Here is a 12,611-nt window from a genome sequence, read left to right as displayed (position 1 = left end):
TTCTGGAGACTGACCATGACCGTACTCATCCACGAACGCCCCGTTACTGCCGAACTGCAAACCTTCGTCGACCAGGTAGTGGCCGAAGCCGAAGCAGCGTTCAGCGTGTTCCGCGAAACCCACACCATCACTGCCAATGGCACGGTGGGTTTCATCGAGCGTGTGCCCGGTGAAGAGCTGCTGGTGTCGGTGAATTACGGCGGGCCGTGGAACCACCGCAAACCGTTGCAGGCCACGGTTACCGACTTTTCCGGCAACGTGATCGTCGGCAAGGGCAAAGGTGGCCTGGGCCGTTACACCAAGCTGTTCCAGACCCACGCCGACATCACCACCGTGTCGCATGTGCACAGCCCCTACCTCGGCGCCTGGGCCCAGACCCACCGCACCTTGCCTTTCCACTACGTGCCGGTGCAGCGCTACCAGCTGGCGCGCGAGCTGCCGGTGTACATCGACCGGCGCCAGGCCGAGGTCGATTTCATCCTCGACAAGATCGCCGAGAACCCGTTCAACCTGGCGATTCTCGAAGCCAACGGCGGCTCGACGGTGTGGGGCAAGCAAGGGCTGCGGGCCACGGCGGAGTTCATCCTGTTGCTGGAGGAGGGCGCGCAGATCCAGTTGCTGGCCGATGCCCTCGGTGGGTCGCGGCCTTATGGGCCTGGGGTGCTGACCCAGCAGTGGAAGATGAGCGGGCTGTATGAGCGGGCGAGCGAGCTGGGCCTTGTGCCAGGTATTGATCGGCGTAGTTGAGCGGATTGCCGGGGGCGCTGTGCGCCCATTCGCGGCACAAGGCCGCTCCCACATGGGCTGCAAAGCAGCCCCGATACCCACAACCCCTGCACCTCTCTCATAAAATGGACATCTCCCCATGGCAGTAAAAATCCTCTGGTACCTCACCACCCCCGACGGCCCCCACCCCTGGGAACCCGAAGGCCGCTGGCACACCGATTTCGAACACCTCAAGCAGCTGGCCATCGCCGCCGACCGCCTGGGTTTCTACGGCTCGCTGCTCGGCTCCAGCCCCAATGAAAGCCTGGCCGTATCGGCCGCGCTGATCGACGCCACCTCACGCCTGCGCTTCCTGGTTGCCCAGCACCCGGGCGAGCTGTCGCCGGCCGTGCTGGCCAAGTGGGCGCTTACCTTCGACCAGTTCTCCAACGGCCGCCTGCTGTTCAACGTGGTCAACGGCAACGACGCCGGCCTGGCCACCCTGGGCGTGCATTACCCGCACGATGAACGCTACGATTTCAGCCTGGAATACTGGCGCGCCTTCCAGCGCATCTACGCCGGTGAAACCGCCGGCTATGACGGCCGCTACGTCAAGCTCGCACCACGCTCGCCAGCGGCAGCCAGCCACCCGCTGGGCGGTTGGCACCCGCCGAAGCAAAAGCCCGGTATCCCGCTGTGGGGCGCCGGCACTTCGGCACCTGGCGTGGCCCACTCGGTGCAACTGCTGGACGTTTACCTGAGCTTCGCCGACACCCCGCAAAAACTGGGCGACAAGTTCCGCCGGGTGGCGGCCGAGGCGGCGAAGATTGGCCGCGAACTGACCTATGGCACGCGCCTGCAGGTGATCGTGCGCGAGACCGAAGAAGAAGCCTGGGCCCACGCCGAGCGCCTGTTGCAGCGTACCTCGCTGGCCACCGCCCGCGCTGCCATCGAGCGCCAGTTGCCACCTGGGCAAACGCTGGAAAGCTACGTCAGCGATGACCCGCGCATCCAGCGCAACCTCGACAGCATTCGCGCCGGGCGCCTGCCCACGGCGCGCGAGCTGGAGATCTATCCCAATGTCTGGCTGGGCCCCAGCCTGTTCGGCTTCAACATCCTCGGCCCGGCTGCCGGTACCTACCTGGTCGGCAGCGCCGAACAGGTTGCCGAGCGCATCCGCGAGTACGAAGCCCACGGCACCTCGGCGTTCATTCTCTCGGGTTTCCCGCTGATCGACGAGGCGCACCGGGTGGCCGACCTGCTGTTCCCGCTGCTGGACCTGGACCATGGTTTCGAAGTGCCGCAGCTGGGTGCGGCGAGCACGCCGCGCGTGGCGCAACCGGCGTAAGGAGAGGGCAATGAGCGAGCTGTTTTCGCGCCGGGTGTTTCTCGGCAACAGCCTGGCCGTGGGTGGCAGCCTGCTGCTCGGCGGCGGGCTGCTCAGTGGCTGCGACAGCGGTGCGCCGGCCGCTACAAGTGCGGTGCTGCCGGGCACGCCGGTGCGCGGCGGGCGCCTGCGGGTAGGCATTATCGATGGCGACCAGGCCGGCAACCTCGATGCACACAAACCGGTTGGCGGCGGGATTATCCGCGGCTGGGCGCTGTACGCCAAGTTCTGGGAATGGAACGCCGATGTCAGCACGCGCCTGGCTCTGGCCGAATTCGCCGAGCCGAACGCCGATGCCAGTGCCTGGACCATCCGCCTGAAGCCTGGCCTGGAGTTCCACCACGGCAAAACCATCGGCGCCGATGACATGCTGTTCTCGATCCTGCGCCTGACCGACCCGCAACTGGCCTCGCCATTTGCCGGGCTGGTCGGTGCCATCGATCGGCAGGCGTTGCGCAAGCTGGATGAGCGCACCCTCGAGATCCGTTTCAAGCAGGGGCAGAGCTTCTACCCGTTGGATGAAACACTGATCAGCTTCGGCGGCATCGTACCGACCGATTACCACCCGGTGACCAACCCGGTCGGCGCCGGGCCGTACCGGCTGAAAAGCTTCATCCCCGGCCAGCGCTCGTTCTACACCCGCTTCGAAAACTACTACAAGCCCAACCAGCCCTATGCCGATGAGCTGGAAATCATCGAATTCAAGGACCAGGTGTCGCGGGCCGCAGCCTTGCGCGCCGGGCAGATCGACGTGGCCAGTGGCGTGCAGGCCGAACACAGCGCACTGCTCAAGGCCGACCCACGGCTGCGCCTGTACGCCTCGCCCACCACGTCGTTCACCGGCTTCAACCTGAACCTGGCCAAGGCACCGTTCCAGGATGTGCGCGTGCGCCAGGCGTTTCGCCTGCTGGCCGACCGCCAGGAACTGGTGGCGCGTGGGCTGAACGGCTTTGGCCGGGTCGCCAACGACCTGTATTCGCCGCACGACCCTACCTACAACCACGTCATTGCCCAGCGCCCGTACGACCTCGACCAGGCCCGTGCGCTGCTGCGCCAGGCCGGGCACAGCGACCTGCGCGTCGAGCTCACCACCACGCCCGGGCCGGGTGTCAACGCAGCGCTGGTGTTTGCCCAGCAGGCCTTGAAAGCCGGGGTGCAGGTGAAGGTCAGCCAGGTCGACGGCTCGGTGTTCAATGGCCCGCACCGCGAGCAGTGGCAGCTGTCGCCGGGCTCGACCCCAGCGCGCGGCTTTTTGGCTTCGGCGCTGCACAACGATGCGCCGCAAGCCATCTACAACCGCAGCAATTTCCATGACCCGCGCTTTACCGAACTGTTCCGGCAGGCCCTGGCCCAGCCCGACCTTGCGCAGCGCAAGGCCCTGGTACACGAAGCCCAGGCCATCCAGCACGAACGGGGCGGGTTACTGATCTGGGGCTTCTCCGACGTGCTCGATGCCGCGTCGGCCAAGGTCGGCGGGCTGGCCCCGGAACAGACCACCTTCGCCTCCTGGCGCTTCGACGAACTCTGGTTGAACCCCAATGCCTGACACCCCGCACACCCCGCACACCCCGCACACCCCGCACACCCCGCACATCCCGCACACCCCTCACACCCCGCGCACACCGGCCTGGCTGGCCTGGTTCATCGGTCGCCTCGGCTATGGGCTGCTCACCGCCTGGGTGATCAGCCTGGTGGTGTTCATCGCCACCCAGGCGCTGCCCTCGGACCCGGCACGGGTGATTCTCGGCCCGGATGCGCCGCTGGAAAGCATCCTCACCCTGCAACGGCAACTGGGCCTCGACCAGCCGATCCTGCTGCAGTACCTGCGCTGGCTGGGCGCGGCGTTGCGCGGCGACCTGGGTGTTTCGCTGGACTCCCAGGTGCCGGTGGCGCAGCTGCTGTTCGGCCGCCTGGGCCATACCCTGGCCTTGCTGACCGGGGTGCTGGCGTTGGTGGTGCCAGTGGCGCTGCTGCTGGGGGTGAGCCTGGCCCTGCGCCGTGACAGCCGGCTGGACCGCTGGGGGCTGTCAGCGTTGATCCTGCTCAAGGCCACACCGGGTTTTCTGCTGGCCATCGGCCTGGTGCTGCTGTTCTCCATGCCGGGCATGGGCTGGCTGCCGGCGGTGTCGATCCTCGACCCGCAGCTGGCGTTGTGGCGCCAGTGGCCGTCGCTGGTATTGCCGGTGGTGGCGCTGAGCCTGTCGGCACTGCCGTACCTTACGCGCATGGTGCGGGCATCGATGATCGAGGCGCTGGAGTCCGAGTATGTGATTGCGGCGCGCCTGCGTGGCATCCCCGAGCGGCGCATCGTCTGGCGGCACACCTTGCCCAACGCCCTGACCCCGGCAATCCAGGGTGTGGCGCTGACTTTGCGCACGCTGGTCGGCGGTGCGCTGTTGGCCGAGGTGATCTTCAGCTACCCGGGCATCGGCACGGCGCTGAATGCGGCGATCCAGATGCGTGACCTGCCGATGATCCAGGGCGTGGTGCTGGTCATCACCTTGGCGGTGGTGTTGATCAACCTGCTGGCCGACCTGCTGACCGTATTGCTTACCCCCAAACTGCGCACCGCCCGCCGCGTGCGGATGATCCGCCGTATCCGCCGTGGCATCCGGCCATGGTGGCGGCGGGCGCGCAGCACCCCTGCCCAGGAGGCGACCCATGACTGATTCCCGTTGGCTGGCCGACCCGCAGATCCGTCGGGGTGCGGTGATTACCTTGCTGGTGACATTGTTGGCCGTGCTCGGTCCCTGGCTGGCACCGCATGCGCCCACGGCGATGGTCGGGCCGGTGTATGGGCCACCGGCTGCCGGGGCACCGCTGGGGCATGACTTTCTCGGCCACGACCTCTTGTCGCGGCTGCTCAGTGGCGGCCTGTCGGTACTGTGGATGTCACTTGCAGCGGCCACCCTGGCCTTGCTGGTTGGCGGCAGCCTGGGCCTGCTGGCCGGGTTCTCGCGGCGGCGCCTGGACCAGGCGATCAGTTGGGCGGCCGATGTGTCGCTGGCGTTTCCCGACCTGATCCTGGTGTTGCTGATCGTGTCCATGCTGGGTCGGGCGCCTTGGTTGATCGTGCTGACTGTGGCCATTGCCTTCACCCCCGGGGTGATTCGCCTGGCCCGTGGCAGTGCGGTGGCGGTGGCCGGGCAGGAGTTTGTCGAGGCGGCGCAGATGATGGGTTACCCGCGTTGGCGCATTCTCTTTCAAGAGATTTTGCCGAACATCCTCACGCCGTTGCTGGTGCACTTCGGCAACATGCTGACCTGGGCGGTGGGCATGTTGTCGGGTTTGAGTTTCCTCGGTTACGGGGTAGCGCCACCGGCTGCCGACTGGGGCTTGATGATCAATGAAAACCAGGCCGGGCTGCTGGTGCAGCCATGGGCGGTGCTGGCACCGGCACTGCTGATCGGGGTGTTTGCCTATGGCACCAACATCCTGGCCGAAGGCATTGGCCGGGCCAGTGCCCGGATCGGGGAGAAGCAGCCATGAATGCGCCATTGAAGGTTGCCAGTGAAGTGTTGCGGGTCAGTGACCTGCGGGTGGAGCTGGCGGGGCAGGTCGATGTGCTGGCCGACGTGTCCTTCAGCCTGGCGGAAGGCGAAATCGTGGGCCTGGTCGGTGAGTCCGGTTCGGGCAAGACCACCTTGGCCACGGCGTTGTTGCGCCATGCCCGACAGGGCGCGCGCATTGTCGGCGGCCAAGTGGCCGTGGCGGGGCAGCCGCTGCTCGAACTGGCAGGCGAGGCCCTGCGCCTGGCCCGTGGCGGGCTGGTCGGCTATGTCGCCCAGGACCCGGCAACGGCGCTGAACCCGGCGTTGCGCATCGGTGCCTTGCTGCGCGAAACCCTGCTGGCGCACCTGCCGGGCTTGTCGCCGGAGGCATCGCGCCAGCGTATTGCGCAAACCCTGGTAGCGGTCGGCTTGCCTGATGATGAAGCGTTGTTGCGGCGCTTCCCGCACCAGTTGTCTGGTGGGCAGCAACAGCGGGTGATGCTGGCGCTGGCGTTTGTCTTGCGGCCAACGCTGATCGTGCTCGACGAACCCACCACCGCACTGGACGTCACCACCCAGGCGCATGTGCTGCAGACGCTCAAGCAGTTGTGCCGTGACCAGGGGGTGGCGGCGCTGTACGTGACCCATGACCTGGCAGTGGTGCGCGACCTGGTCGACCGGGTGATGGTGATGTACGCCGGGCGCCTGGTGGAAGTGGCCGGCCGTGACGCGCTGTTCCGCGCCCCAACGCATCCCTACACCCGCGCCCTGCTCGCGGCCATTCCCGACATTGCCCGGCGCAAGCCATTGCAAGCGCTGCCCGGGCATGCGCCAGCACCGGGGCAACGCCCGCATGGCTGCGCCTTTGCCCCGCGGTGCGGCCAGCGCCGGGCGCAGTGCTCGGTGCTGGAACCGGCGTTGCGGGAGCACCGGGGCGGCCATCAGGTAGCGTGCCTGCTGCCACAGCTGGAGCCTGCTGCCCTGGAGTCGACGGCGATCGAAACACCCCCCGCAGTGGTGGGTGCCGTGCTGCTGGAAGTGCAGGGCCTGGATGTCGCCTATGACCGCCAGGTGTTATTCGACGTTTCGCTGCAGGTGCGGGAGGGTGAGTGCCTGGCCTTGGTCGGTGAGTCCGGTTCGGGCAAGACCAGCCTGGCCCGGGCGATTGCCGGGCTGGGCGAGAATGTGCAGGGACAGTTGCGCTATGCCGGGCAACCACTGGCCTTTGCTGCCCGCCAGCGTGCTGCACGGTTGCGGCACCAGGTCCAGTATGTGTTCCAGAACCCGTACCGGGCTCTGAACCCGCGGCAGACGGTCGGGCAAACCTTGAGCACGCCATTGGCGCATTTTTTTGGCCTGCGCGGTGCCCTGGCCCGGCAACGGGTCGAGGCGGTGCTGGAGCGGGTATCGTTGCCGGCGCGGGTCGCGGACCTATACCCACAGGGGCTCTCCGGGGGTGAGCGGCAGCGCGTGGCGATTGCCCGCGCGTTGATCTGCGAGCCGAAGTTGCTGGTGTGCGACGAGATCACCTCGGCGCTGGATGTGTCGGTGCAGGCGTCGATCCTGGCCTTGCTGCGGCGTTTGCAGGGCGAGGGTTTGACCCTGTTGTTTGTCACCCATGACCTGGGTGTGGTGCGGGCAATTGCCGACCGCGTGCTGGTGTTGCGCCAGGGGCAGGTGGTGGAGCAGGGCAGTGCCGGGCAGGTGCTGGAGCGGCCGACGGATGCCTATACCCGCAACCTGGTGGCGCATTCGCCTAGCCTTGACGGGGTTTGATGTTTGTTTGTCTGAAGAGGTTTGGCGCCTGTGAGATCGAGCGCCGCCCGCGCGGCGCTCGATTTACGCGCCAGCGTTTAGCCCGAGCCATGCACCATGCATGCCCTCAGTTCAAAGGTCATTTGCCGCAAACTCAACAATCGCCGGTTGACGACCCTCTATAGTGCTCGGCATTACAAAACCAATGCCGAGCTGCCTGATGATTCCTTCCCTGGACTCCATTTTCTCCCGCCTGCGCCTGCGCCAGTTGCGTTTGTTGATCGAACTTGACCGCTGCGGCTCACTGCACAAGGCGGCCGAAGCCATGGCCATTTCCCAGCCTGGGGCAACCAAGGCTTTGCGCGAAGTAGAGGAGGTGCTGGGGGTTGCCTTGTTCCAGCGCCAGCCCAGTGGCCTGGTGGCCAATGACGTAGGCCGCTGCGTAGTGCGTTATGCGCGGCTGATCCACAGTGACCTGGGGCATTTGCGCGAAGAGGTGCTTGGCATCGTCCAGGGCCAGGGTGGGCGGCTGGCGGTTGGCAGCATCATGGGCGCCATGCCGACGCTGGTCAGTGCCTTGGGGCGCTTGCGCCGCAAGCAGCCGCAGCTGGCGGTGGAAATCGCCGAGAATACCAGCGCCAACCTGTTGGCCAAACTGGATGAGGGGCGCCTCGATCTGGCTATCTGCCGGCCAAACCTGGGCCGCAACGCTGCGGACTATGCCTTTGTCGAGCTGGCCCAGGAGCCGCTGGCGGTCGTCGCCCACCCGCAGCATCCGCTGGCCGGGGCCAAGGCATTGGAGGTCGGCGACCTGAGCCAGTACCGCTGGGTGGTCTACCCGGCCAACACGCCCATGCGCCAGGCGCTGGAGCGCGAGTTGAGCGAAGCAGGGGTCGAAGTGCCGCGCTATCCCCTGGAGACGTTTTCCACCTTTGCCACCTTCATGCTGCTGCAAGACGACCCGACATTGGTGGCGGTCATCCCCAGCGCGGTAGCTGCCTTCGCCCAGCAGCGCGGCTTGCTGGTGTCGTTGGCGGTAAAGCTGCGAGCATTGAGCGAGCCTTTTGGCATCGTGCATCGGGTGGCCGCGCCGCTGTCGCCGGCAGCGCGGTTGCTGGTGGAAGAATTGACGGCCGATTGAGGCCTGGCTTGTCGTGCCGACGAATCGCGGCGATGGGCTGCAAGGCAGCCCCGACCGACTCAAGTTCAGAACTGCCGCTCACGGTAATCGATCAAGCTCGAAAACAGCGCAATCAACGCCGCTGCGATAACAAAGAAGATCAGTGCATAGAAGTAGTCCCCGGTGTACTGAACGATCAGCCCGATCACGATGGGCACCAGCACCCCGGCCATGTTGCCGCAGAAGTTCATCGTACCGCCCAGCACCCCGGTGCGCGACGGCCCGCCAATAATCGCCGGCAGGCACCAGTACATGCCGCACCAGCGAATGAAAAACATCGCCACGCACAGCAGGCTGATCACCGCAACGGTTTCGCCCACATAGGCCGCCGCCAGGATGCACACCGCCGCCACCAGCGCCGAGCCGCTGAACATGCTGCGCATTACCAGGTTGGGCGAGGCACCGCTGGCGCGCCAGCGGTCACCGATCCAGCCACCGATCAGCTCGCCGACAAACCCGCACATGAAGATCAGGAAAGTTGCGCCACCCATGGCCGATATGTTCAGGCCATGAGCTTTGTGCAGGTAGCTGGGCATCCAGGTCAGCAAACCGTAGAAAACGGCCAAGATGCAGCTGTAGCCGGCGAACATGGCAAAGATCGAACGGTCTTTGAGCAGCTCGCGCAGTGGCAGGCTGGCCTTGGCCGCGGCGGCATGGGCACTGGCGTTGCCTTCGGTGATATGGCGCAGTTCGGCTTGGTTCACCCCGGGGTGCTCGCTGGGGTGGTTGCGGATATACCGGTACGCGAGGATGCCGGCCAGCACCGTGCCAACGCCGGCCACCACGAACGCCAGGCGCCACGACCCTAGCCAGGCGATCAGGCCGGATATCAGGATCGCCCCCAGGGCACTGCCCAGTGGTGCGCCACCATCCACCAGCACTGCGCCGCGGCCGCGCTCGTTGGGTGTCAGCCAGGCACCATTGAGCTTGGCCCCAGCCGGCATGATTGGCGACTCAGCCACGCCTAGCCCGATGCGCGTCAGCAGCAGTACCAGCCAGTTGTGCGAGGCCGCGCCCAGCGCCTGGAACAAGCCCCAGGCCACGGTGGCTGCACCGATGATGCCGCGGGTGTGAAAGCGGTCCAGCAGCATGCCGCCGGGGATCTGCATCAGCGCATAGGACCAGAAGAAGGCACTGAGCATCAGCCCCTCCATGGCCGGCGTCAGGTCGAACTCGGGGGCAATCAGCGGCAGTGCCACCGACAGCGAGGCGCGGTCGATGTAGTTGATTGCGGTCAGCAGCAACAGGATCAGGAAGATGCGCCAGCGCACCGTGGTCATCGGTGCTGCAGCAGGCAGCGCCAGGGCAGACGGGGAGGGTGAGGTCTTCATCGCAGGAGCTCGTTGTTGTGATTATCGGGAGGCGTAGTGGCTACGCAGGCCGATTGTTGGAGCACTGCCGGCAGGGCGGGTAATGAAAAGAGCTGATCCGCCAATAACGCCTGCTTATTGCCTTGCGGGGGATAAGCAGGGGTTATTGGCGGATCAGCTCTTTTCATTATCGGTGGCCCCGGCCTGCGCTCTAGATTGCCCCGGCACGGCCCGCCAGCGTCACGGTGGGCACAACAAGAACAACGCAGTTGCCTGAGGACCCCTCATGAGCCAATTCCAGTTCCATTTCCCGACCATTGCCAAATGCGGCGCGGGCCTTGCCGACCAGGCCGGTGCGCTGCTCAAGCGCTACCTTGACGGCCCGCTGCTGGTGGTGACCGACCAGGGCCTGATCGATGCCGGCATCCTTGCGGGCTTCTTCGCTTCGCTGGAGCAAGCGGGTATCGACTATCAACTGTTCTCGGCGGTTGAAGCCAACCCCAGCACCGATGTGCTGGATGCTGCGGTGGCGCTGCTCAAACAGCGCGGCTGCACGGCGGTGATCGGCGTAGGCGGCGGCAGCAGCATCGACACCGCCAAGGGTGTGGCGGCGATGGCCACCAACCCCGGCAACATCCTCGATTACGAGGGCTACGACAAATTGGCGCAGCCGCCACTGCCGATCTTCGCCATTCCGACCACGTCGGGCACCGGCAGTGAATGCACGGCGTCGACCGTGTTCACCAACAAGCGCACGTTGTTCAAGACCGTCATCGTCAGCCCGCGGTTGTTCCCGCGCCTGGCCATCCTCGACCCGGCGCTGACCCTGAAGCTGCCCGCAGCCATCACTGCTGCCACCGGCATGGATGCGCTGACCCATGCCATTGAGTCATACGTGTCGCGCCAGGCCAATCCGATCAGCCAGGCCATGGCCCTGCAGGCGATTCGCATGATCGCCGCCAGCCTGGAGAAGACCTACTTCGTGGGTACAGACAGGGTTGCCCGCGAGCAGATGCTGCTGGGCTCGTTCCTGGCCGGGGTGGCGTTCTCGCAATCCAAACTGGGCAACGTACACGCCATTTCCCACACCTTCGGCGGGGTGTTCAACATCCCCCATGGCATCGCCAACGCCGCGCTGCTGCCCTACGTGATCAAGTTCAACCTGCCAGCCTGCCCGGAGCGTTTTCGCGACATCGCCATCGCCCTGGGCGCCGATGTTGCCGGGCTCAGCCTGGAGCAGGCCGCAGCGCGCACCGTGGACGCAGTGGTGGCGTTGAACCATGCCATTGGCATCCCCGCGACCATCCGAGAGCTGGGCGTGGACCTGGAGTTTTTGCCGCAGATGGTCAGCGACTCGATGCGCAGCGGCAATGTGCTGGTCAACCCACGGCTGACCACGGCGCACGATGTCGAGCGCCTGATCACCGATGCCTATCACGGCAACCTCTGAACCTGAAGCGGAACCACGACCATGTTTTATGAAATGCGTACCTACACCCTGCACATCGGCAAGATGAAGCAGTACCTGGAACACTTTGAAAAGGAAGGCTTGCCGGTGATCTCGCGCTACGCCAAGCTGGTGGGCTGGTGGTACACCGAGATTGGCGAGCTGAACCAGGTCGTGCATATCTGGGCCTATGAGAGCCTTGACGCGCGCATCGAACGCCGCGCCGCCCTTTACCGCGATGCGGACTGGCTGGAGCGCTTCATTCCCGTGGCGTTCCCGATGCTGGTGCGGATGGAGTCGAAACTGTTGATGCCTGCCGCGTTCTCACCCATCCAGTGACCCTGTAACCGTATTGCATCAAGGAGCAACCCTATGGATCTAGGCATTAGCGGCCGCTGGGCCATTGTCTGCGCGGCCAGCCAGGGCCTGGGCAAAGGCTGCGCTGAGGCGCTGGGCAAAGAAGGTGTCAACCTGGTCATCAATGCCCGCACCCAGGCCACCCTGGAGCAGACCGCTGCCGAATTGCGCGCCGCCTGCCCGGGCATCGAAGTACGCACCGTGGCCGGTGATGTTGCCGACGCCGAGGTGCGCCAGGCGCTGCTGGCTGCCTGCCCGCAGGTCGACATTCTGGTCAATAACGCCGGCGGCCCGCCACCGGGGGACTTTCGTGACTGGGGGCGTGAAGACTGGCTGAAGGCGCTGGACGCCAACATGCTCACGCCTATCGAGTTGATCAAGACAGTGGTCGATGGCATGGCCGCGCGGGGTTTCGGGCGGGTGGTGAATATCACTTCCGGTGCAGTCAAGGCACCGATCGACATCCTTGGGTTGTCCAACGGTGCCCGCAGCGGCCTGACCGGTTTCATAGCCGGCCTGGCCCGGCAACAGCGCTTGGCGGGCAGCAATGTCACGCTGAACAACCTGTTGCCAGGGGCGTTTGATACCGCGCGGTTGCAAAAGACGCTGAAGGCAGCAGGTGGTGATGTGCAGGTCACTGCCCAAGCCCGGCGCAAGGCCATTCCAGCGGCGCGCTTTGGCGATGCCAGCGAGTTCGGTGCGTATTGCGCGTTCCTGTGCAGTGCACATGCCGGCTACATCACCGGGCAGAACCTGCTGATCGATGGCGGGGCGTATCCCGGCACCTTCTGAATCCGCCCAGGTTGAATACCCTGTGGGAGCGGCTTTAGCCGCGAAGAATCCAGCGCGGTGCATGGCACCGGCTGCGCCGGTGTTCACGGGCATGCCCTAATGCCGGTCAGTTAAGCAATTTGGGGCCGCGTTGCGGCCCATCGCCGGCAAGCCAGGCTCCCACAATATGGCGCATGGCTTGAATCCG

The 12,611-nt window shown here is 65.6% G+C and carries 11 protein-coding genes; 10 read left to right on the top strand and 1 reads right to left on the bottom strand.

Annotated elements, in window-relative coordinates:
• Positions 1–15 precede the first annotated feature (15 nt).
• From ACI2KG_RS03315 to ACI2KG_RS03285, 7 genes are all read left to right on the top strand, one after another.
• A complete protein-coding gene (locus ACI2KG_RS03315; RefSeq protein ID WP_404660779.1) occupies positions 16–747 on the top strand; it encodes a class II aldolase/adducin family protein in 732 nt (243 codons plus the stop codon).
• A 118-nt stretch (positions 748–865) separates the two neighbouring features.
• Entirely contained in the window at positions 866–2,053 is a 1,188-nt protein-coding gene (locus ACI2KG_RS03310) for an LLM class flavin-dependent oxidoreductase (RefSeq protein ID WP_404660778.1), read from the top strand.
• Between the two features lie 10 nt (positions 2,054–2,063).
• The gene (locus ACI2KG_RS03305) at positions 2,064–3,638 is read left to right on the top strand and encodes an ABC transporter substrate-binding protein (protein ID WP_404660777.1); all 1,575 of its coding nucleotides are present in this window, start codon (positions 2,064–2,066) and stop codon (positions 3,636–3,638) included.
• Positions 3,639–3,684: 46 nt separating this feature from the next.
• Entirely contained in the window at positions 3,685–4,761 is a 1,077-nt protein-coding gene (locus tag ACI2KG_RS03300) for an ABC transporter permease (protein ID WP_404660957.1), read from the top strand.
• Entirely contained in the window at positions 4,754–5,581 is an 828-nt protein-coding gene (locus ACI2KG_RS03295) for an ABC transporter permease (protein WP_404660776.1), read from the top strand. Before ACI2KG_RS03300 ends, ACI2KG_RS03295 begins: the two co-directional genes overlap by 8 nt.
• Positions 5,578–7,359: a dipeptide ABC transporter ATP-binding protein gene (locus ACI2KG_RS03290; protein ID WP_404660775.1), complete on the top strand. Its 1,782-nt coding sequence runs from the start codon at positions 5,578–5,580 to the stop codon at positions 7,357–7,359. The genes ACI2KG_RS03295 and ACI2KG_RS03290 overlap by 4 nt, the downstream gene beginning before the upstream one ends.
• A 199-nt stretch (positions 7,360–7,558) precedes the next feature.
• The gene (locus tag ACI2KG_RS03285; protein WP_404660774.1) at positions 7,559–8,479 is read left to right on the top strand and encodes a LysR family transcriptional regulator; all 921 of its coding nucleotides are present in this window, start codon (positions 7,559–7,561) and stop codon (positions 8,477–8,479) included.
• 65 nt (positions 8,480–8,544) lie between these two features.
• Here the strand turns inward: ACI2KG_RS03285 and ACI2KG_RS03280 are convergent, their stop codons facing one another.
• Positions 8,545–9,849: an MFS transporter gene (locus ACI2KG_RS03280; RefSeq protein ID WP_404660773.1), complete on the bottom strand. Its 1,305-nt coding sequence runs from the start codon at positions 9,847–9,849 to the stop codon at positions 8,545–8,547.
• Between the two features lie 265 nt (positions 9,850–10,114).
• Between ACI2KG_RS03280 and ACI2KG_RS03275 the strand changes: the two genes are divergently transcribed.
• Genes ACI2KG_RS03275 through ACI2KG_RS03265 form a run of 3 tightly spaced genes read left to right on the top strand, consistent with a single transcriptional unit; the run spans position 10,115 to position 12,424 of the window.
• On the top strand, positions 10,115–11,278 hold the full coding sequence (locus tag ACI2KG_RS03275; protein ID WP_404660772.1) for an iron-containing alcohol dehydrogenase: 1,164 nt from the start codon (positions 10,115–10,117) through the stop codon (positions 11,276–11,278).
• Positions 11,279–11,299: 21 nt separating this feature from the next.
• Positions 11,300–11,614 (top strand): NIPSNAP family protein, encoded by a 315-nt coding sequence (locus ACI2KG_RS03270; protein WP_400621525.1) that lies wholly within the window; start codon positions 11,300–11,302, stop codon positions 11,612–11,614.
• Positions 11,615–11,647: 33 nt separating this feature from the next.
• Positions 11,648–12,424, top strand: a complete 777-nt coding sequence (locus tag ACI2KG_RS03265; RefSeq protein ID WP_404660771.1) for an SDR family oxidoreductase — start codon at positions 11,648–11,650, stop codon at positions 12,422–12,424.
• Positions 12,425–12,611 lie beyond the last annotated feature (187 nt).

The organism is Pseudomonas sp. NPDC089407 (assembly GCF_044900445.1).
GTDB lineage: Bacteria > Pseudomonadota > Gammaproteobacteria > Pseudomonadales > Pseudomonadaceae > Aquipseudomonas.
The sequence above is the reverse complement of the archived record's forward strand: the minus strand, read 5'-3'. Positions and strand labels throughout refer to the sequence as shown.

Bases quoted from the DNA above. Each gene is read 5' to 3' on its own strand.
- ACI2KG_RS03315 (WP_404660779.1), top strand. From the start codon at position 16: ATGACCGTACTCATCCACGAACGCCCCGTTACTGCCGAACTGCAAACC.
- ACI2KG_RS03310 (WP_404660778.1), top strand. From the start codon at position 866: ATGGCAGTAAAAATCCTCTGGTACCTCACCACCCCCGACGGCCCCCAC.
- ACI2KG_RS03305 (WP_404660777.1), top strand. From the start codon at position 2,064: ATGAGCGAGCTGTTTTCGCGCCGGGTGTTTCTCGGCAACAGCCTGGCC.
- ACI2KG_RS03295 (WP_404660776.1), top strand. From the start codon at position 4,754: ATGACTGATTCCCGTTGGCTGGCCGACCCGCAGATCCGTCGGGGTGCG.
- ACI2KG_RS03290 (WP_404660775.1), top strand. From the start codon at position 5,578: ATGAATGCGCCATTGAAGGTTGCCAGTGAAGTGTTGCGGGTCAGTGAC.
- ACI2KG_RS03285 (WP_404660774.1), top strand. From the start codon at position 7,559: ATGATTCCTTCCCTGGACTCCATTTTCTCCCGCCTGCGCCTGCGCCAG.
- ACI2KG_RS03280 (WP_404660773.1), bottom strand. From the start codon at position 9,849: ATGAAGACCTCACCCTCCCCGTCTGCCCTGGCGCTGCCTGCTGCAGCA.
- ACI2KG_RS03275 (WP_404660772.1), top strand. From the start codon at position 10,115: ATGAGCCAATTCCAGTTCCATTTCCCGACCATTGCCAAATGCGGCGCG.
- ACI2KG_RS03270 (WP_400621525.1), top strand. From the start codon at position 11,300: ATGTTTTATGAAATGCGTACCTACACCCTGCACATCGGCAAGATGAAG.
- ACI2KG_RS03265 (WP_404660771.1), top strand. From the start codon at position 11,648: ATGGATCTAGGCATTAGCGGCCGCTGGGCCATTGTCTGCGCGGCCAGC.